Source organism: Bacillus sp. AFS037270 (assembly GCF_002585305.1).
The window spans coordinates 1-20936 of record NZ_NUNF01000075.1 but is presented as its reverse complement, the minus strand read 5'-3'; the positions used below and the strand labels follow the sequence as shown (position 1 = coordinate 20936).

22 protein-coding genes, 2 pseudogenes and 1 riboswitch are annotated in these 20936 nt (G+C 35.1%); of the genes and pseudogenes, 6 read left to right on the top strand and 18 right to left on the bottom strand.

Annotation, left to right across the window (positions count from 1 at the left end):
• Positions 1–89: 89 nt before the first annotated feature.
• The gene (locus tag COD92_RS33065; protein WP_255286619.1) at positions 90–221 is read right to left on the bottom strand and encodes a hypothetical protein; all 132 of its coding nucleotides are present in this window, start codon (positions 219–221) and stop codon (positions 90–92) included.
• 48 nt (positions 222–269) lie between these two features.
• A complete protein-coding gene (locus COD92_RS27270) occupies positions 270–899 on the bottom strand; it encodes a class I SAM-dependent methyltransferase (RefSeq protein ID WP_255286618.1) in 630 nt (209 codons plus the stop codon).
• Positions 900–1228: 329 nt separating this feature from the next.
• Here COD92_RS27270 and COD92_RS27265 point away from each other — a divergent pair.
• Positions 1229–1648 (top strand): annotated as a pseudogene (locus tag COD92_RS27265) (DMT family transporter); the annotation flags it as partial.
• Between the two features lie 38 nt (positions 1649–1686).
• Here COD92_RS27265 and COD92_RS33495 read toward each other — a convergent pair.
• From COD92_RS33495 to COD92_RS27240, 5 genes and pseudogenes are all read right to left on the bottom strand, one after another.
• A pseudogene (locus tag COD92_RS33495) lies at positions 1687–1854 on the bottom strand (transposase); the annotation flags it as partial.
• Positions 1855–2103: 249 nt separating this feature from the next.
• Positions 2104–2355, bottom strand: coding sequence for a hypothetical protein (locus COD92_RS27255; RefSeq protein WP_098529616.1), 252 nt, complete (start codon positions 2353–2355; stop codon positions 2104–2106).
• 693 nt (positions 2356–3048) lie between these two features.
• A complete protein-coding gene (locus COD92_RS27250; RefSeq protein ID WP_098529614.1) occupies positions 3049–3267 on the bottom strand; it encodes a spore germination protein in 219 nt (72 codons plus the stop codon).
• 43 nt (positions 3268–3310) lie between these two features.
• A complete protein-coding gene (locus COD92_RS33060) occupies positions 3311–3409 on the bottom strand; it encodes a hypothetical protein (RefSeq protein ID WP_255286620.1) in 99 nt (32 codons plus the stop codon).
• Positions 3410–3526: 117 nt separating this feature from the next.
• The gene (locus tag COD92_RS27240; RefSeq protein ID WP_098529612.1) at positions 3527–3748 is read right to left on the bottom strand and encodes a spore germination protein; all 222 of its coding nucleotides are present in this window, start codon (positions 3746–3748) and stop codon (positions 3527–3529) included.
• Between the two features lie 197 nt (positions 3749–3945).
• Between COD92_RS27240 and COD92_RS27235 the strand changes: the two genes are divergently transcribed.
• Positions 3946–4170 carry a spore germination protein gene (locus tag COD92_RS27235; protein WP_098529610.1) on the top strand — a complete coding sequence of 75 codons (225 nt, stop codon included), beginning with the start codon at positions 3946–3948 and terminating at the stop codon, positions 4168–4170.
• 50 nt (positions 4171–4220) lie between these two features.
• Positions 4221–4445 (top strand): spore germination protein, encoded by a 225-nt coding sequence (locus COD92_RS27230; protein WP_098529608.1) that lies wholly within the window; start codon positions 4221–4223, stop codon positions 4443–4445.
• A gap of 1258 nt (positions 4446–5703) precedes the next feature.
• Here the strand turns inward: COD92_RS27230 and COD92_RS27225 are convergent.
• Entirely contained in the window at positions 5704–5844 is a 141-nt protein-coding gene (locus tag COD92_RS27225) for a YjcZ family sporulation protein (protein ID WP_098529606.1), read from the bottom strand.
• A 583-nt stretch (positions 5845–6427) separates the two neighbouring features.
• Between COD92_RS27225 and COD92_RS27220 the strand changes: the two genes are divergently transcribed.
• From COD92_RS27220 to COD92_RS27210, 3 genes are all read left to right on the top strand, one after another.
• Positions 6428–6559 (top strand): YjcZ family sporulation protein, encoded by a 132-nt coding sequence (locus tag COD92_RS27220; protein ID WP_098529604.1) that lies wholly within the window; start codon positions 6428–6430, stop codon positions 6557–6559.
• Between the two features lie 54 nt (positions 6560–6613).
• Positions 6614–6697, top strand: a complete 84-nt coding sequence (locus tag COD92_RS27215) for a YjcZ family sporulation protein (protein ID WP_098529602.1) — start codon at positions 6614–6616, stop codon at positions 6695–6697.
• A gap of 682 nt (positions 6698–7379) precedes the next feature.
• The gene (locus tag COD92_RS27210) at positions 7380–7673 is read left to right on the top strand and encodes a hypothetical protein (RefSeq protein ID WP_098529600.1); all 294 of its coding nucleotides are present in this window, start codon (positions 7380–7382) and stop codon (positions 7671–7673) included.
• A gap of 1063 nt (positions 7674–8736) precedes the next feature.
• Here the strand turns inward: COD92_RS27210 and COD92_RS27205 are convergent.
• The 10 genes from COD92_RS27205 to COD92_RS27160 all read right to left on the bottom strand — a co-directional run bounded on the left by COD92_RS27205 (position 8737) and on the right by COD92_RS27160 (position 20414).
• Positions 8737–9354: an NUDIX hydrolase gene (locus COD92_RS27205; protein WP_098996686.1), complete on the bottom strand. Its 618-nt coding sequence runs from the start codon at positions 9352–9354 to the stop codon at positions 8737–8739.
• Between the two features lie 269 nt (positions 9355–9623).
• The gene (locus COD92_RS27200; protein WP_098529596.1) at positions 9624–10136 is read right to left on the bottom strand and encodes a DUF3231 family protein; all 513 of its coding nucleotides are present in this window, start codon (positions 10134–10136) and stop codon (positions 9624–9626) included.
• Between the two features lie 361 nt (positions 10137–10497).
• Entirely contained in the window at positions 10498–10701 is a 204-nt protein-coding gene (locus COD92_RS27195; protein ID WP_098529594.1) for a hypothetical protein, read from the bottom strand.
• 1160 nt (positions 10702–11861) lie between these two features.
• The gene (locus COD92_RS27190) at positions 11862–13769 is read right to left on the bottom strand and encodes an APC family permease (RefSeq protein WP_098529592.1); all 1908 of its coding nucleotides are present in this window, start codon (positions 13767–13769) and stop codon (positions 11862–11864) included.
• A gap of 116 nt (positions 13770–13885) precedes the next feature.
• Positions 13886–14026: riboswitch (cyclic di-AMP (ydaO/yuaA leader) on the bottom strand.
• A gap of 644 nt (positions 14027–14670) precedes the next feature.
• A complete protein-coding gene (locus COD92_RS27185) occupies positions 14671–15525 on the bottom strand; it encodes an alpha/beta fold hydrolase (RefSeq protein WP_255295300.1) in 855 nt (284 codons plus the stop codon).
• A 15-nt stretch (positions 15526–15540) separates the two neighbouring features.
• A complete protein-coding gene (locus COD92_RS27180; RefSeq protein ID WP_098529590.1) occupies positions 15541–16542 on the bottom strand; it encodes an NADP-dependent oxidoreductase in 1002 nt (333 codons plus the stop codon).
• A gap of 126 nt (positions 16543–16668) precedes the next feature.
• A complete protein-coding gene (locus COD92_RS27175; protein WP_098529588.1) occupies positions 16669–17730 on the bottom strand; it encodes an alkene reductase in 1062 nt (353 codons plus the stop codon).
• Between the two features lie 33 nt (positions 17731–17763).
• Positions 17764–18612: an alpha/beta fold hydrolase gene (locus tag COD92_RS27170; protein WP_098529586.1), complete on the bottom strand. Its 849-nt coding sequence runs from the start codon at positions 18610–18612 to the stop codon at positions 17764–17766.
• 317 nt (positions 18613–18929) lie between these two features.
• The gene (locus COD92_RS27165) at positions 18930–19679 is read right to left on the bottom strand and encodes an SDR family NAD(P)-dependent oxidoreductase (protein WP_098529584.1); all 750 of its coding nucleotides are present in this window, start codon (positions 19677–19679) and stop codon (positions 18930–18932) included.
• A 159-nt stretch (positions 19680–19838) separates the two neighbouring features.
• A complete protein-coding gene (locus COD92_RS27160) occupies positions 19839–20414 on the bottom strand; it encodes a TetR/AcrR family transcriptional regulator (RefSeq protein ID WP_098529582.1) in 576 nt (191 codons plus the stop codon).
• Positions 20415–20936: the final 522 nt, after the last annotated feature.

The window sequence follows — 20936 nt, the reverse complement described above, 5'->3', positions numbered from 1 at the left end:
CTTTTCTAAGGTTACAGAAGCTAATTTTCATGGTAGTTGATTAACAACATAGTATAAGCATTATTAGTTGGCTAATTTTGAGTGGGGCTTTAACAGAGCCTTACACCTTCAACTGTTAACATATACATCGTTAAAGATTCAGCATCACGTATCATCCATTCACGATAATCGTTTTCAGCACTCACATAATCCTGTTCACAAATAAAACCATCTCTCGTCATTTGAACTCCTCTGCTGGATGCAGCATCAGCCCATATCCCAATGCGAGTTTAAAAATCAGGGTCCCTTCTATTTGTTACCTCATGAAGGGGGGTTATAGTAATATCTTCTATACCAACTTTTCGAAAAAGTCCAGGAAGGTTATCGGCAATTGTATTATCCATACCTGCTTCCGCACGCCATTTCAAATAGGCTGCGTAAAAGTTGAGCATACTTGAAGGTGGCAGGGGATTCCATGAAATCTTTTCATGGTTATAATCCGCAATTAAAATGCGACCTCCAATTTTTGTAGCAGATGTCATCATTTTCAATCCTTTTAATGGGTCGGATAACCATATTAAAACCCGTGAACAGGTAACAATATCAAATTGTTGTTCATAAGGAAGATTATAAATGTCACCTGTTTCAAATGATAATCCTGGTATTTCTCCATATGATTGACGTGCTTTTTGAATTAAGGTTGGATTACTGTCAATTCCTACTACACGTCCATTTGGACCCACAGCTTCTGCTATGCCTCTAGTAATTGCCCCTGTACCACATCCAACATCAAGAATTGCCATGCCTTCCATAATAATTTCTGCAAGCCTTTTGTGTGAGTTTGTTAACGTTCTGGAATCTAATACATTTGTTAACTTTCCCGATAATTCAGCACGATTTCGAGCCATTTTTGTATCCAAACGGGATTCCCCTTCCCTGTGTTTATTGCAATTTTCAATAAATTCATTTTACCATTTAAGATTTTATCGTTCTAATAAATAATAACCACCCTTTTAATTCCATAATGGAATTAATAAGGTTCATCATTAAAATCTAAGTAAATACAATAACGGTTCCCTTCAAGGAAACTTGACTTTGTTGTTGAACTAAATTGCTTCGTTAGTGAAACAAGAAAAAGAGCCGCAGCTACGACTCTTTGTTAAACTCAAGCACCCAATAGTTTAAGTGTATTTCTTCACAATCTAACTCTCACTATAAGCATTTCTTATTGTTGGAGTTGACTCATGTAAATTTGTCCAGTAAACTTGATGGTATTTCACTGCTTATTGCTGCTTTAACATGGGCACTCATGTCTGTACTTGTAAAGCGTGTGCCGAGTGATTATTCACAGATTGTGGTAACAACCTATTCCATCCTGGTAGCCCTATTAGTGCTGACCCCATTTGTTTTGCCACGGTTACACGAAATTAACATCTCGCAACTGGCTCATCCGACCATTTGGGGAGGAGTCTTGTATTTGGGTATTATATCAACAGCATGTGGATTTCTACTTTGGAATCGTGGATTACAAATGCTTAATACCTCAAGTGGAGGGCTATTTTTCTTCTTCCAACCCGTGGTTGGGGCATTACTCGGATGGCTTATTCTAGGTGAGAACATAGGCGGTATAGTTTTGAATCATTTTATCAAACTGGATTTCACCTGTTGATATTATGTACTTTGAATCCCACAGGCTACTTCCATGTTCTACTTTAGAATCAGGAAACTCCTTATACAAAACCTTGCCGATCCACCTTTAAGTGCTTTGATAAGATTTGGTATAGAGTGAGTGGTTTGGCAGTTGATAATAAGCCTTACAGAATTCTTACCAAACTCCAGTTTCAAAATCTTGAATTCATGCCTAATTGATACGCTTTTAAAAAATAATTTTTGATGAAATTGATTTCATTGAGTTTAAGTGTATCTTTAGTAAAATAAGCAACATGATATTGCAAAAAGCTATCGTTATATTTGCTTGAATATATTTCAGTCATCAGTACCCTTCCTCACTAAAATGCTTTTAAAGCAAGTTCTATAAATTCTACGTTATCAAAAACGCCTATCATATACGAGGTACAAAGGGATTATAAAACATCAACCCATCAATGACTTCTCTATTGGACATTAAAAAGGTAAATCCAGATTTTCGTTAATCTTGTTCCGCTCCTGAGTTTCTATATCCATAACTAACTGCGTGATGTCATTGTCTCCGTTAATAATCACTTGCTCCAAAGTTGCGTGATAGGACATTTCTTTTTGTATTTGTTTCCACCACTGATAAGCAACAAATTCCGGCCGCTTACCTCTTAGTGGAAGACTGGCTCTCTGCATTAACTTGCTGCTGACCTTGTAGTGTATTTCAATTGTCACATTCATTACGTATCCTCTTTTCTTATAATTTTTGAATGGGAACGAGTCCAGAATCATGTAAAAAAAATGCACCCATCTTAATTAAGCAACAAAAAGGATCGCCGCAGGAATCCCGTGTACAAATTAGTTGCATATGTAGCTAATACTTTTTGCTTAATAAGTTACAGGCAGGAAACGGTTGTTTGGAAGATGGGATTACCTCCTACTCTTAGAAATTGACCTTAAAGACATAAAAGAGGACCAAACTGTTATAGCTCCTTCCCTTACGTTGAGATGGCTTTTGTATTATACGAGTCTAAAAGTCTTTCTAATGTAAAAATGCCTTAAGGCGTAATCCGTTTCTTTAAGGCAACTTTTCATTTTCTCCAGTGCCAATCGTTTTATAAATGGAACCGGCTCGAAAAGCTTTTGTAATTTTGTAACGTGCTTTTATGTCAGCCCATAAACTCATTTAACGAATTGAATGTAACTTATTTTTGAAAGAGGAACATTCCCATATGGTTTTTGGTTAAGTCTAAGATTTTAACGGATAATGAATGCAACTTTTTATCTATTAAGTTACATTCGATTATAAACACTATTTTAATGACAAAAGGACAGATTATTCTACTCAATCTGTCCTTTGTTCTGTATAAGAAGGTAATGTCGGATTAATTAAACTAAAAATGACATACACTCTTTTTCAGGCTATGTCACTTTCTAGTTATTTCCTGCAATTGGCTGGTCAATTAAATCCGTATCAAGTACATTAGTACTGCTTAATCCATTATTCGTAATAATTAATAATCCAGTATTAAATCCTCCTGCACCTGAATAGGCTTTGGCTGCAGACTTTGGTGAAGTATAGACTGTATCACCAAATTGCACAATTCCACCTGATACAGCTACAATTTCCACTGGTCCTATAATCGCCGGCATTATAAACATCCTTTTCCATTAGGCTATAAACTAACATATGATTTTAGCGCATCTCGTGTTCATACCAATACGGCAAAAGCTGGCGTATATTCTTAACCCTTGCCTCTAATGATATATTTTTAGAATTCCCAACATGTAAAATAGAAGCATGGGAAAATCCTTTGACATCGATTTTTTTTTAACCTTTATGATGGGGCAGTGATTATGGAAAAATACTGATGCCCAATCAAAAACCAACAAAAAAACGGGGTTTTTCCCGCTAGGTATTGCCATCTACCGGTTGATCAAATACATCAAAATCTATTGTATTCGTTGAACTTGCAGCAGTACCACTAAAATTGAAAATGGCAGTGTTTCCAGAACCTGCACCAAGGACAGATTTTCCAGCAGTTTTAGGAGAAACAACTAGTGAACCACCAAAATTAACGATTCCTCCTTCAATATTATCTATAACAATATGACCTCGGTCACATCCACTCATTTTAGTCAACTCCCTTTACCAATATTTAAACTAATTTATGCCAATTAGTTTAAAATGTTTCATGAAAGCTGGCTTTTCTTTTGCTGGTATTGTATCTCTCGTTTTTGTACGGTACCTTCAAAGAAGAACAAGGTCAGGGATAAAAACATAGAATATCTAATATCAAAATGAGAATAAACTTGAAAGGATGGCTGCCCATGCCTGCGATTATTAATGGACCAGTAGCAATTGCTAATATCACTGGAAATGGTGCTGTCGAATTTGGTGATAGCCTTATTGTATCACCAAAGGTTGCATCTAAGGTTCCTGCTGGAGCTGGAGCATTTAACACAGCGGTTTGGTCTATAACAAATACTGTTTTTAACATTACGAATTATATTGACCCCGATGTAACGGATCAGCCAATTGTCGGAAATATTTAAAAAGTGCGTATAGGTTATTGAAAAAAATTTTAAATGGAAGGTTGTTTCTAATGCCTGCAACTATTAATGGACCCCTACAAATTCATAACGTCACTACAAATGGTATTGTCAAATTCGGTGATAGCAGTGTTTTAACACCAAAGACTACAACTAAATCGTTTGCTGGATCCGGAGGATTTAACACAGGGGGAGCAGTGATAACAAATACTGGCGTAAGTGCTACGAATTATATTGACCCCGAAGTAACGGATCAGCCGATTGCTGAAAATAATTAAAGCCATCAAGTATGTTTGGGCTAGTCAACCAAGCTGGAAAAGTTGTATGCCCCTGCCTTCGTTTACTTCACCCCGCAAAGTCCTCGGAAATCTGAGGGCTTTTTTCCACTTGTACATATGTTTAAATAAACCTGCATCTTTAACTGAAGAAGCAAAAGATCTGAAATTCACCAAATGTAACAAAACATCCATTATGTTACATTCAGTTTCTACTTTTGAGTACAAATTGGTTGCATATGTAGCTAATACTTTTTGCTTAATAAAGTTACAGGCAGGAAACGGTTGTTTGGAAGATGGGATTACCTCCTAGCCTTTAGAAATTGACCTTAAAGACATAAAAGAGGACCAAACTGCTATAGCTCTTTCTCTTACGTTGAGATTGCTTTGTATTATACAGGTCTAAAAGTCTTTTCTAATGTTAAAATGCCTTAAGGCGTAATTCGTTGACTTAAGGCAACGATTATTACGTAATAAGGGGTTTTATTTTTGTCTGAAATATTCGTATTTTAATCGGAATGTCAGTTGCAAGGAGCCGGAAGTATCCTAGCCAAAAATCAGCTCCTGGCTAGGATATGATACGAACATTTGATTTAGGGGTCCCACCAACAAAACGCGCAAAACATACGCTAAGCAAATTTCGACATTGAAAAAGCCGATTTTTCCTACGCTAAGGAATCATCGGCTTTATTATTGGACTGAGGCAAAGAGTTAGGCATAGGGCACCCACAAACAGTAAAACGCTTGTATCAGTTAATACAGAAAAAATTAAATCACTTATGTACAGGATTATAAATTTTGTGCCCGCTGCCATTCAAAAATTTAAGTGTCCCAAGGATATAATTCTCTTTGACATAGAATACCTTGTTTTAAATCACCTGTAAAAATAAGTTCCTTTCCCAAGCTGTCAGTATTTTTTACTGATGGCTTTTTTTACATGAAATAACAATAAGAAAAATTGATAAGTCGACTAATAGCAACGTTCTGAAGGGGGTGGAAACTGTGCAGAGTTGGGAGGAACTTACTTTTTTAAAACTATATTTTTATTTTATGTAAGAAGAAGAAAATCCCGAACTTTTCTTCTTCAAAAAGGAGGCAGAACACACCTGGGTGCAACAGGCGGATTCGGTTTATACAACATATGCCTAATATGACTTTATGGCAGGGCTTGCCTAATTTACTTTTTACTCCATATGAGCATTTAACAATTTAAGCCAAAAAGAAAAAAGCCTTTTTATAAGACTTTTTTCGAGAATTTAAATTAGTAAAAACAGGCTGCTCCAACGATAATTAACAGGATGAACAATACTACGATTAAAACGAATGGATTGCCTCCGCAAAAGCCACCTCCGTAGCCAAATCCGGGGCCACCACAACCACCGAATCCACCGTAACCATCCATATACACAACCTCCTTTCAGCTGTTACCTATAAAATATGTAAAATACCAAAAAGGGGATGGGCACTGTCTGCAATTAAAACCCTTCTCCTAGGTTGTCTCCCTGTGTCATGCTTATGTGTAGTCTTTTATTAAGTCGAAAGGATTAATAAATACAAAAAAGCCCTACTAGGGGCTTTTTGTGTTTGATATTATCTCTGACAAGTCTATGTGCTAAGCAAGACTACGGCTTTTTGGTTACACTCTAGACTATGCATCAGTTTAACCTGAGTACCCAACCAGTTAAGCCTTATTGGGGGAAATTTTTAAGAACAGACCAAGAATTAATTCGTTATAAATCACCCCTTGTCCATTCCATTTCATTATCTTGTACATATATTATTATTACCACCAGGGTAAAACCAACAAACATATTATAACCTTCTTGTTTATAAATAGCGTTTGCCTATAAAGCAGACGTTTCTTTGCATTTATAGGCAAATCTTTTCTCTATCAATATGATGTTTGTCCAAGCGAATCCTTGTCTTATGAAATATTATACATAGTGAAAGTTTTATTTCGGATATTCTAACAGGTGGTGAGAAATATGGGCTTTGGATACGGTTTCGGATGCGGTGGTTACGGCTACGGTGGTGGCTATGGTGGTGGCAGCACTTTCGTATTAATTGTTGTATTGTTTATTCTTTTAATTATTGTAGGAACTTCTTTTGTTATTTAATAAAGCTTAAAACTTTCTAGCTTAGAAATTATTAATGCTGGGAGGTGTTATAAAATGAGCGGACATGGAACTGGTTTTGCGTTAATCGTAGTATTGTTTATTCTTCTTATCATTATTGGTGCGTCATTTATGTACTGATAATTTGGTACAAGGCAAAGAACAGGGCTCTGATTAAGGGCCTTTTTTTGATTATCAATATCAGCATTCTTTAAAATAAAGTCGATTTCCTTAGCATAGGAAAAATCGGCTTTTTTTGATGTCGAAATTTGCTTAGCGTATGTTTTGCTGGTGGGCCCCCATTTAATTCTCCTCCCTCCCCTTCCACGAATAGTTTGATGCACTTACGCTGTTACGCACTGGCGCAGTCTGAAGTTTTGAAAAAACTAAGGAAAAGAGGTTGTTAAAATCTTTATTAAGACAGAAGAGAGACTCTTAAGTTAAGAAAAAACAAATCAAACAATCTTGTTATCTTCTAAAATATTTTTTTAAAGTTCTCAACATGGTCATGGAACTGCATAATAAAAAAGAAAAATCCCGACCATTATTAATGATTAGGATATGCTCCGTTCGTATTTTGTTAAAAAATTCAAACCTTCTTCAATCAAATCGTTGACATTTTTCTTGGTTCCAGTGTCGGCACTTGAGCTGAACTACCACGATTGGGGACTTGGTATAAAGATTTTTATCGAGCGGTGTATTTTATGTTGTTAACTATATAACTACATAATAAATGGTTTTAAAAAGGTTCTAAAACCATTGTAATGCTTCATATTTTAGTATAAATACTGCGTCAGTAACGCAATAAGAAGGTTGTCTACGAATGACTACTTTTAAAAGCGCCAGTGATCAAGCTCAAGAACGTGGACTCGGTAATAAACGTGTATGTAGAGTTTCTGTAAGTATGACCAACGAGTACGACAAAAAGCTTTCGAGATTGTCTATGGCCTGTGTTGGCATGTCTAAAAGCCGTCTAGCTGATGAATTATTGAAAATAGCACTAGACTCCCCTAACGTTGTAAAATACCTTCAGGAAAGGCATGGTGGAGCCTACGAACAATTTTGGGTCAACCCTACAGTGATTAAACAATCTGGAAAACAAACAGTAGTGTATTAATCCCCTTCGAATTTATATCTGAAGGGTTTTTATCTGTTTGAAGCTATTTTGATGCCTATTTTAAACATTTCCTTGTCTTTTCTATAACAAGAGCTGCATAATCCCCAGCGTTCATTATATTTCTTCTTATCCCGAACCCTTGTATCTTTGCCACAACTTTTGCATTTCATATGTTCCACCCCCGTAGTCTTTTATTTTGTTATTGTTATTGACTAAAAGAATGGATTTAATACATAAGCTTAAAATACAAAAAACGTACACTCATTTGCTAGTAAAATAGCTGTATAAATGGCAAATGTTGCATTCGGCGTTTCCTGAATGAAAATAGACTTAATATGTAAATTAAAGTAAAAACCATCTCTAAATGTGAGATGGTTTTTGTATTATTATCTGCTATAAAAACGCCTTAAGGCAACCCATAACTTAATAAAGAGTCTGTCATTCGTCATCATCGTCAAATAAGTATTTGGAAGCAAAGCTGAGAGCTTCTTGTGATACTTCTTGATTTACTGTTTCTTTTATTTCTGTGCTTACTTCCATTGGCTGTAATGACAGATAAGATTAATCATACGCTCAGGGAAAATGGTTTGACTATGGAAGAATACATACAAAATCGCAGGAAAAACGGGTAATCTAGAGATTTGATAATAAGAGTAATAAACAGACGTATCCAAAAATTGATACGTCTGTTGGTTTTATGTGTGGAACAAGAAAAGGGCTGCCGAAGCAGCCCCCTATTCTTCAACATAAGCCCCCGAGGAACCATTCTGCCTGATGCCCAATTTGGATTCGGGCATTTGGGGCAGTCATTGTATTGGGGAAGAGATCAACAAACCATTAACATGGTTATAATTCATTTAAATAGCCTCCAGGTAGTATATTTGTGTCCTTTTTGCCGCCAACCTTTGGACACTCATATCTAACCAAGGGGCTTTTTTATATAAACCTTATATTTCTTCATTACAGGAATGCTGCCCCGATAGTTCAACAAGAAAAAAATGACCGCTGCAGCGATCACATCATCCTGAACGAAAGCTATCCGTTAGTTGAACAACTTGGAGTATCAATCAAAATTTACAGGTTCTTGTGGATTATGCAAATGTTTAAATGCTAGTTGAATTTGTGATTCTGTATTTCTAGCTATCGATAAAGGTGGTAGTTCATTTTCTGCGAAAAATTCTACTGCATCTGTTTCAATACCTTCTTTTGGTTGCCCGCCAATGATTTCACATTGGATAAACATTTTATAAACGTGATATGGAGAAGGTGGATGGGGATGGCATTTCTTGTCGAGTACAGCTATTAATTTTATCGCTTTGACATCAAACCCTGATTCTTCTTTTACTTCCTTGACTGCAACTTCACTTGGAGTTAATCCAATATCGCCCCAACCTCCAGGTAACGACCAATCTCCATCATTGGTTTCTCTCACCATTAATATTTTATTAGCCCTAAATACAACAGCCCTAATATCAACTTTCGGCGTTGCATACCCAGTTTCATTTGCAAATAGTTCTTTTATAATTTTATTGTCCATATTTGTATGCTGTGTCAAAATCTCAACACTAATATTTCTAATTAATTCAAATCTTTCCAAGTCATAAACATCTTTAGAATAAGTTAGCCCTGCTTGTGCAATGGATTGAAGCTGTTTTGCCCATTCTAACCATTTAGGTTCCAATCTTTATTCACCACCAATTGATTTTACCTAATTATACCTAATTTTACCTTACTTTATATGAAAATTAAACTTCCCCTTTTTCAACTAACCTGCACCTTTAGTTACAGAAGAAAAAATGGCTGCCTATGCAGCCGCATATATTGAACTCAGCCCCCGTTTGTTTATTAAACCCCTTCTCATCACATATTTCGAACAATATTTTTTCGTTTCTAACATTTGAACTAAATTAAATTATAAAAAGACACGGTTAGAAATAACCGTGTCCTAAATTAACAATCACCATGTTTATTTAGATGTAGAGGAGGAGGGATGAGCCATCCTTTTTCTTTATTTAAACGAAGCACTTTTGCCCCAAGGACTGCCTTTTGGTTATGGAATTGACCATACATCATGGCTACGTCTTCCCTGATGGATTTACCGATTGCTTGGCTGCAAGTTACTAATCCAGCGGCAATATCAGCAGAAAGTGTAGCAGCAATAGCTGGATCTGGGATTCTTGCACCTACTGGAATATCTTCCAAACATACATCAGGAGGCTCTGGAGCAGTAGGTGGTAAGCCGACTCCGTTTTCTTTTAATAGTTCTTCAACCTGTTTTTTTTCTTGTTGGCATGTTTCAATTGCTTCTGCTAATAACTTTTTTAAATCTTCATCACCTGCATGGTTCAACATTGTTTGATAACCCGAAATCAGACTATTTCCCACTAATTGAGATGCCCATATATCAAAGACTTCTCCGTAGTGTAAAGGCTCTTCCTTGGGGTTTCCACTTAAAATTCCCATCGTTATCCTCCTTAGTGTAAATGAAAAATTACTCCTATAAAGTGCCACCTTTCTTTAAGCACTAAAATAGCTTTTCCAATACTATAAAAGATTATAGATAATTTAAGGCTATAAGGGTTCTGATTAATGTTTTTCTCATATATCTACCTCTTTTTATTTATGTGGGTTAGTTGAATAAATACCATCAATTGGTACTTATTTCCATAAACGATAACCTTTTTAGTGTTATAATAAAAATGGTCGGGGGATTGAAGCCCTCGGCTTTTCTATTAGTTAAATACCTGTGAAACAAGAGATTGTTTAGTTTCATAAGTTTAAATACGAAATGATTAATAATAGAAAAAAAAGGACACAGTCTAATTTATAATAGTTCTGTTGTCTCAAATGAAATTTCTCCTGATGGTAACCCCTTTTCATCAATAATTATGTTCTTATACAGTTTACGTACTAAGCTTTTCATTTCCTCAGCAGAATAAGCTATTATGACAGCCTGTTCTTCCTGATTATTCCCCTTGATTATTACATTGTACCTCTTTCTTCTTCTCTCGATTTGTAAAAAATCCATTTATTATCACCCTCGTTTGATGGGAAAATTCAATTTTATTTACCCAGTAAGCAAGACTTTTAAACAAAAAGTATTCGTTAAATATTGACAACTATTTGTGATAAAAATTTACCTCGTTATCTCTTTTGTTATTCAACTAAACTCCCCTTTAGCTAAATAAGAACCGCCGTTTCAATTTAGTGAAACAGGTCAATAATTCCTGAAAAAAGGAATTATTTGGGGAGAGATGAAATCGCATCTCCTTGGATTGTATCTATAATAGGAAATGCAAATTTATAAAAAATTGATTGGACAAACACTGATGATATTTTTTGAAATGTACTTGTAAAAATTTAATGGTCAAAAATTTAGAGTAACTTTCGAATAATATGGCACGTCGTCCTGTTGAAGGTTAAAAGTTAAGGAGATGAAAATGAAGATTTCAATAATAGACCTTATATTCATATGTTTAGGTTTTTTATATGGCATTTATGAATTATTTATAAACCCGATACATCGGTTAAGTAATGTGGTTACTGGAGTCCTATCCATCATTTTATCAATATGGTTGTCCATTTCAAGTATAAAGTCACGGAAAGAAAAAACTGATAATAATTAAATTTAAGACAATGTATTGGGGTTAAATGTGAAGTTTTTAACAATAGATTATAGAAAGGAAAATTAATTTTGAAGGAATTTACTGTTTGCTATACTTTTGATAATAAGATTATAACCGAAAAAGTGGTAAATGAATTGGATGTTAAAAAAAGAAGATGTTGAACAAGAAATAATTGAAAAAATGGAACGTTACAATTTTTTTAATGTGAAAAATAACCAAGGGAATCATATTATAAATTCATATTTAGTACGTTATGTCCGGATTACAAACGAAAAGATATTAGTATAATAATCAAATTTTTGAAAAGCCCTAGTCCACTATCCATCCTTATATGTAATGAGGATGGATTTTTTTCTGTAATTATATAGCTGCGTAATAACATTTCTTATTAAACTAAACTGCCCAGTTAGCTGAAGAAGGAGGTATAGTTGTTATCCTTCCGTTTCGTCTGTGTATTTCATATTAAAAGACAGGTGCGATATACACCTGTCTATCATACTCCTATATAAAATTGGTGGACCATTCGTTAATGTACCTTCAAAATTAATTTTAACAGTAAAGTTTACTTTTTAAGATGGTATGGCACGGTGGTAATGACAACATCTTTATGTCGAAAGAACCACATCCTCAATTGAAGGGCGGTTTGGTTGTGCAGTAAATTATGCCACCACTTTCTAGGAATAAATTGCGGTATAATTAGCTGAATATGGCTATTGTTTCCTTGTTTTTCTTCAACTACTTTCATAAATCGGTTAAGTGGTCCTATTACTGAACGAAATTTACTTTTAAGTACCACAAGCCTGCAAGGAGAACCCCATTCCTCCCATTTATTCTCCATTCTATCAATTGATTCATCGTCAAAACCAACGTAGACGGCAATAATGTTACCACCCATACTCTTTGCAAAAGATAGTGTATTGTGGACAACACGGTGAACACCTGAAACAAGTACAACGGTTACAACTTCCCTTGCTTCAGGGAATTCTTTATGAATATCAATACGCAGATCTTCTGCTACAAAGTTGTAGTGACGACGAATAGCTAAAGAGGATAAAATGATTAACGGTAAAACCACCAAGACAACCCACGCTCCACCTGTAAACTTTGTGATCGCAAAAATAACAGCAACGATGGATGTGACAATTGCACCAACAATATTAACCGCTAATTTTATTTTCCAATTTGGTCCTTTTACTCTTATCCAACGTCGAACCAAACCAAATTGTGCCACGGTGAAGGATAAGAATACTCCGATTGCATAGAGTGGAATCAAAGCATTTGTATGAGCGTGGAAAGCTAAGATAAGCACACTCGCACATGAAGCTAATGCAATAATACCATTCGAGTAACCTAAGCGGTCGCCACGGTTTGTTAAGACTCTAGGTAAATATCCGTCAGCCGCAACTATGGCTGCCAGAAGTGAAAAACCTGTAAAAGTGGAGTTTGCTGCCATTACTAAGACTACAAACGTGAACCAAATGATAATCTGATATAAAATTCCATGCCCGAAATACATCTCTGCTAGCTGGGACAACATAGTGTTCTCTGGTGATGGTGAAATTCCTTTCACATACAATAGGTATGCAAATCCTAAAAGAGTTAAGGAAGTAATTATGCCTAAAGCGATATAGGTTTTAATAGCACTTCTTTGTTGGGGCTCCCTAAAAATGGGAACCGAGTTTGAAATCGTTTCAATCCCTGTTAATGCAGAACAAGCTGAACTAAATGCCTTTAGAATTAGTAGGGTGCTTAATCCTTGAGGAACTGTACCAAATGAAGGGGTAGAATTTTGGATAAATCCATCTTTGAATCCCTCAAATAAGCCAGTAAATATTAACAAAATCATACATAACATGAAGCCCAAAGTAGGGTATGCAAAGATTCTTGCTGATTCAGCTACTCCGCGTAAATTCATCACAAGTAACAAGAAAACCACGGTTATCGCTAATTCCGTTTCGTAAGGTGCAACTGCTGGATAGGCTGAAGATACTGCTTCTAAGGCAGCGGATATTGAAACAGCAACAGTTAAAATATAGTCCACAAGCAGGGAACTGGAAGCTATTAGAGGAACCCACTTTGCTTTAAAATTATCTTTTGCGATAGCGTAAGCTCCTCCACCATTTGGATAAGCTAAAATTCCCATGATATAAGATAAAATTAATATTACCAGAAGTATAATTGTTGAAATTGTTATCGGAATTATATACCATTTTGCTTCAGGACCAAGTCCAATAAGTTCAGTTATTCCAGCTTCTGGTCCATAGGAAACAGAAGAGTAAAGGTCAGCAGCAAGTATAGGTAAAGCGATGAACCAAACAATTTTGGTATGGTGTCCATGTAGTTCTGCCGTTCTCATAGGGCGACCAATTAAAAAGCGTTTTACGCTCGCAAAGTTTGTGAATGAAAACCAAACGAAAATAATAGCAATAATAAATACAACTATTTCAATCCAATGACCTGGATGATTCATTCTGAACTCTCCTTCTTTCTTTCCAATTCAGGTTAATACTACTTAATTTTTCCAATTTAAATTAAAGACAAAAAAGAACACTAGTTTACTTAGTGTTCTTTAAAGGAACAAAAAATAAACCTCCTCTCAAACGCTTACGGGGTTAGCTGTCGGATTCGGGCTAAAGAGTAGCCCTACCTTAAAAAGGATTCACCCCAAGTACACAAAATACAGTTAATTGGGTCCCCCGCTCCTATTGGATTAAGCGATATAGGTTGATTTTTTCAATTTATGAGGTTTAATATATTCCTTTATTTTTACGTTGTAAAGAGGAAATTTCACATATTTTAAATGAAAGCCAATAAATTAGAAATTCAAATTGTCAAATATTATTCAAATATTTGACAATTTAATATAAAACATATCAATACGATACTTTGTTGCAGTTGAATAATTGGAGTTAAAAAGGACAAAAAAGGAAAGAGTACAAATATGAAAGATATAAGGAGTGAGTCGAATTGAATCAAGAATGTACGGTGTGCAAACAAAGTAGTAGCGACAAAGATACAGAATTAATGATTTTAGTAATTTGTGAAAATTGTCTTGATAGTGAAAACCTACATCCCTATATAGATATAATTTTGCAGAGATAAGGTTTCTTATATATCCATTTTATCGAAAAAGAAAGAGGCTGTCGTAACAGCCTTACTTTCTTGAACTCAAGCACCCTATAGTTTAAGTGTAATTCTTCACAAACTATACTTTCACCAGTCTATTTAAAACAGGAATATTGCCTTGATAGTGCCAAAAGAAAACTAAGCAAAAAAAGCATTGAACCTTTCTGGATCAACGCCCCAAGTCTTTAGATTTCTATTTCAATAAGTTGTGCTTTTTTAAGTTAGTTCCAAATAATAATACTATATCAACTTAAGAATGTTATTACCATTTCGACAAACTCTTTTGGATATTGAAATAAGGAACCGTGTCCTGCATGGTCAAATATTTTCAACTTACTATCAGGAATTCTATTTGCCAGGTCATATGAATTTTCTGTTGGAACCATGCGATCGTGATTTCCATTTATTGTTAATTTTGGCTGAACAATTTTAGATAGATCCGCAGGCTTGTCTTTTCCCCATTTATTGATTGCATCTAATTGCATTCTATACGCTCTTAAACTGATAGTTTTATCTCGATGTTTTTTCCTTTTTTTTATTTGAATTAGAAATTCTTTAGCCTTTTTCTTACCATTCTGTGTGTTTGGGAAAAACAGATAGGTCTTTATGTCTTTGAAAGTCAATATTGCACGGACTAAATCAAGATTAGTAATATGCGTGACCTTGGAAATACCTTTCCCTCCTCGAGGTCCCGTACCAACTAATACCAGCTTTCTAACTAAGCTTGGTTCCTTTAAGATTAATTCTTGAGCAATCATTCCTCCCATTGACAAAGCTATCAAATCTACCTTAAAAAATCCTAGTAGTTTAATAAATGTGATTGCATCATTTGCCATTTGAGGGATGTTGTTTGGTACTTTACCCTTGGAAAGTCCAACCCCTAAGTTATCAAATGCGATGACCCAATGGCTTTTAGCAAGACCATCAATAATCCTTGGATCCCAATTATCAAGATTAGCTGAAAGGTGTGTCAATAAAATAATCGGGATTCCTTTTTTTTTCCCTAATTCTCTATAAGCATACCGTCTACCATTCTGGTGCTGAATAAATAAGTTAGGTGCGTCAATATAAGAATAATGAATCGACATTGCTACTTCCACTCCTGCTTTACCTTTTTAAAATTTGATAACTACTTTTCCTTTTGTATGTCCATTTGCCACTAATTTTAGTGCAGCATTAATTTCATCAATTGTAAAATTGGTAGGATCAATGGCTGGAACAATATTATTTTCTTCAATGATTTTCGTAATTTTTTCCAATTGTTTACCATCAGCTCTGACGAAAATGAAGCGATATTGAACACCTTTTTTCTTTGCTTTCTTATCAAACTTCGCGCCAACTAATCCAAAAATAATTTGCTTCCATTTAGGAAGACCTTTATCTATTGCAAACTGTTTATTTGGTCCAGTACGAAGACTTAGTAACCGACCACCTGGCTTGATAATGGATAACTCGCGTTCGAATTCATCAGCACCTAGAGTATCGATTACAAAATCAACTTCATCTAGTATTTCCCAATAATTTTCCTTTGTATAATCAATATATTGATCTGCACCAGCATTCAACGTTCTCTCTTTAGCGGAAGGACTACCAGAAACAATAACCTTTAGTCCCATTGCTTTAGCTATAGGAACAGCCATTTGGCCAAAACTTCCTGATCCTCCTGGAATAAACACTGTTTGTCCCTTTTTTGCTTCTAACTCTTCTACTAAGCCTTGATATGCCGTCAAACCAGTTAACGGTGCACCAGCTCCCGTAACGAAATCTAAATTTTTCGGCAAATGCCATATCGATTTAGCATCAACTGCAACATATTCTGCAAAAGCCCCAATTTTTTCAATCGGGAGTCTTGTATAAATAGGATCTCCAACCTTAAACCCATAGTCATGATTACCCACTTTTTCGACAATACCTGTTAGTTCATTTCCTAATACAAGAGGCATATCATAGTCTTGTATTAATTTTACACTTCCTGTAATATTTAATATTTCAAGTGGATTTATTGCAGCAACTTTTACCTTTACCAGTACTTCATTTTCTTTAATACTCGGTATAGGGATATCAACAATCTGTGCTTTAATGTTTTTCGAGTATTTTTGTATTTGAGCAGCTTTCATATTCTTAATCTCCTTTTAAAAAAACCACCAACTTTTACATTGATGGTCTAGTCTGTGTATCCTAAAGTACCCTTATTAACCTAAAATGTTTTGTCGATTCCGTTAACTGTTAAACCTTGCCCTGTTTTATTCTTTTAAGAACGGATAATCTGTATACCCTTCCGCTCCTCCTGCATAAATGGTATTTTTATCAGGCGTATTTAGTGGGGCATCTAATTTCAATCGCTCGACAAAATCTGGGTTAGCTATCATCCAAGTCCCTACAGTTATAACGTCCGCAAGTTCATTATCCAAGTCTACCGTAAGTTGGTCTAAAGTACGTCCTGCTCGGTTAACAAGAAGTGCTTGTGACCAAAGTTGACGGATATCTTGTAATAATGATTCGTTTCCGAAGTGCATGATGTGTAGATATGCAAGGTTGAGCTTATTTAACTCGCTGATTAAATAACGGTACATTTCACTACTTGTTTCTCCCTCTTCTATTCCATTTAGTGTTCCTTGAGGAGAGAAGCGTATGCCCGTTCGTTCTGGACCAATCTCATCAACAACTGCTTTTGCTACTTCAATGGCAAATCGCGAGCGATTTGCCATCGTTCCACCGTACGCATCCTGACGTTGATTAGCATTTTCACTTAAGAACTGTTGAATAAGGTAACCATTTGCTCCGTGGATTTCAACCCCATCTGCACCAGCTTCTACCGCTGCTCGTGCTGCTAAGCGAAACTCATTTATAACGTCCTTTATTTCTCCTTCACTCAACGCTCTAGGTGTAGGAATCTCCTTCATCCCTTGTGCTGTAAATATTTCTATATTAGGCGCAATAGCAGAAGGCGCAACAGCTTGACGGTGATGAGGTGTATTGTCAGGATGTGAGACACGGCCTACATGCATAAGTTGAACAAATATACGTCCTCCTTTGTTATGCACTTTTGATGTTACCTTTTTCCACCCCTCAATATGTGATTCTGTATAAATACCAGGTGTATTTGTATAACCCTGACCATCCTCTGAGGGTTGAGTACCCTCACTTATTATTAAACCAACCGATGCACGCTGGCCGTAATACTCTGCCGCCAAATCACTAGGTGTTCCATCTGGCAGTGCTCTACTCCTTGTCATTGGTGCCATACCTAAACGGTTTTTTAGTTCTATATTTCCAATTCTGACTGGTTCAAATAACTTGCTCATATAACTTCCTCCTTTTTAATCGTTATCAATTTTTTATAAAGATGTTGAATTCAGGAACGAATTGACGTTCTCAGCAAATAGTTCTGGAAATTGGAATAGGTGTCCGTGACCAGAATCAGGATATATAATGAGTTGTGCTTTTGGTAAGTGCTCAGCTAAAATATAACTATTTTTGGTTGGAACCATAACATCGTTATTACCATTTGTCACAAGCACAGGGTGTTTAATGTTCTGTAACCAATTGTAATCATTATTGGATTTTGGTTGAGACCACTTTGCCAAAGCCTTTAATTGGGCTTGTTGTACTTGGTCAGAACTTTCAACCTTTTTCTGATTGATAATTCTTTGTAAAGATGCCATTCCCGCAGATTTACTTGTTTCAGTTGAACGGTAGAAGAAAAACATGAAGTCATCCAAAGCATTCTCTGCATTCCCACCGTGTCGATTCATTCTTTCAAATATTTCTAGCTCAGGATTAATTCCAGACTCAGGTCCAGTACCTGCCATGATGATTCGTCTAATCAAATTCCCTTCTTGTAATGCCAATTCTTGTGCAACCATTCCACCAATTGAAAAACCGAGAATATCCACTTGATCTAAACCAAGTGCTTTTATAAATTTCCCTGCATCTTGTGCCATCTCAGCAATCGTAGAAGGTGTTTGCCCTTTCGTCTCACCAACCCCTTTGTTATCAAATAGGATAACTGGACGTTCCTTCGCTATTGGACCAACCATATTAGGATCCCAATTTTCCATCGTTCCTCTAAAGTGAACTAGAAATACGACAGGTACTCCCGTTTTTTCACCAAACCTTCTATAAGCATAACTAGTACCTTCAACTTCGATAAATTCTGATTCAGATGGGATAGTAAATGTTGTCATTTGAGTTTCTTCTCCTTCGAACATTGAGTTCTTAATTTTTCAATATAAATTAGCTGAGTGACACCCTTTTTAGAATGAACGTTCTAAAAAGGGTGTGGAAAGAAAGTGAATCCATCACTTAAAGTGTCAGATTATAACCCTTTCTATTTTTGTAGTTATAAGGAGTCTTTACTAAGACCCTCTGTCTCTGTTATTAGTAGATTAAAATAAAAGATTATCTGTACTGCTGAAATATATTTGTGATTATTTGAGCAACAACTGCAATGTTAACAGTCAGGCACCCTTTCAAATATTAGAATCTAAAGGTTTTTAAAAACTTAACCTCCAATTATTGGATAAATTTGATTTCTTATTTTAAATTCATAGGTTTGGTCTACAATACCTACGACCTCATTACTATCATATAAATCCATCATAAATCCAGCTACTTGCTTAGCTGTGTGGTACATACGTATATTATCTTTGTAAATATAACTATCCACATTAGAAGCATTTTTACCGAATTCTGTTTCCGTTATAGCTGGTGATATAACTTTTGCTTTTAATTTTGCACCTATCAATTCTAGTTCTTTTGCAAGACCTTCGGTAAAGGCACTAACATAATATTTAGATGCAGAATAAGTTATAGTCCCAACAGCAATTGCATATCCGAGTGCCGATGATACGTTAATTAACTGAGTTCCCTCTTTCTCTGCATAATCTCTAACAAATAAAGTAGAAAGGATTGTCAAAGATTCTATGTTAACCCGTAACATCGTTTCAACTTTGCTTAAATTATGATCTGCTACAAATGCGGATTCACCAAGACCAGCATTATTAATCCAAGTCTCAATTTCATATCCTTTTAATTTGTTATACAGGTTATATGCCTGATCTGTGACAGACAAGTCACTTGTGCAAATAATAACATCTAATTTAGGATTTATATTATAAATTGCGGATTTCAGATCCTCTAATCTATCTAATCTTCTAGCAACTATAATTAAATTTTTTCCCCGAGCAGCAAATTCTAATGCTGTCTCATACCCTATACCTGAGCTTGCTCCTGTAATAACTGTGTATTTCATATTAACTCTCCTCAAATTAAAGAAATTTAAATTATCATTTAGTCTTTAACTGTTTTATTAAATGTATCAACACAAACTTTGCTTGATATCTGACAAGTGAAGTTCAGCTAGATTGATTATTACCTTTTGAGAATGATTGTTCCCAAAAGAGCAAAAAAATTAATCTAATACCGAAAGTGTTATATCAATAATATTATTTAATTTTTCTGTGTCATCGGTAGTTTTGGTCATAACGCGTAGACCTACTAAGGAATTATGAAGAAATTCCGATGTTTTTTTTGCATCATGATGTTTAGATATTTCTCCAGCTTTTTGACCTTTTAGCACTAGATTGTTTAGCAGTAATTCGGTCTTAGAAAAACTCTCCACTACCTTTTCTGCTGCTTGTTCATCATGTAAAGACAACTCAACTGCCGTATTTACTGTCAAACATCCAATAAGTTGTTGTTTATCTCTGACAATTATCATTTTAAATAATTGCCTGATAGCATCCTTTACCGAATTCAGCTGGCTTACTTCATTCTCTATTCTAGTTCTTATTATTTCATTATAATGATCCAACGCTTTTATAAACAAAGTGTGCTTGTCGCCAAACGTATCATATAAGCTACGACGATGGATACCCATATACTTTACTAAATCCTGCATGGAGGTTTTTTCATAGCCTTGTATCCAAAAAAGTTCCATAGCTTTTCGTAATACTTCATTTTCATCAAATTCTTTATTTCTAGCCATACTATCATTTCCTTTGAGTAAACTTAGAGTAACAAGAAAATTTAATGCTAACTTCAAAGATAATCATCAATCAACAAGGTGAAGAATATTGACTTTCTCGTCCCTCGCCAATAATATCATTTTAAGAATGAACAGTAAAGATTAGCTTAAAGAGTTACTACTAAATTCACCAATTTTGTATGAACTATACGTTTTAACAGCATCACCTCCTTAAAAAAGGATTTTTAAATCTGTTTCTTTAAACTTGAGATAGTGCTAAGTGATGTTTTTAGAATGAACATTCTCATTATGGCAAAAATTAGCTAATAACCTTACAAATCTATAATATCATTTTGAGAACGATTGGTAAAGAATAAATTTTGTTTTTCTAAAAAAACATTAGGCAAGAAGAAAAAAGTGCATAATTTTAAATTCCATAATACGATTTAATAATACATTCTATAATATGTGAACACTAAACCTTTTTATTTTTAATTTGAATGAAGAGTTTAAATTCTTATTCAACAAACCTCCCTCAATAAA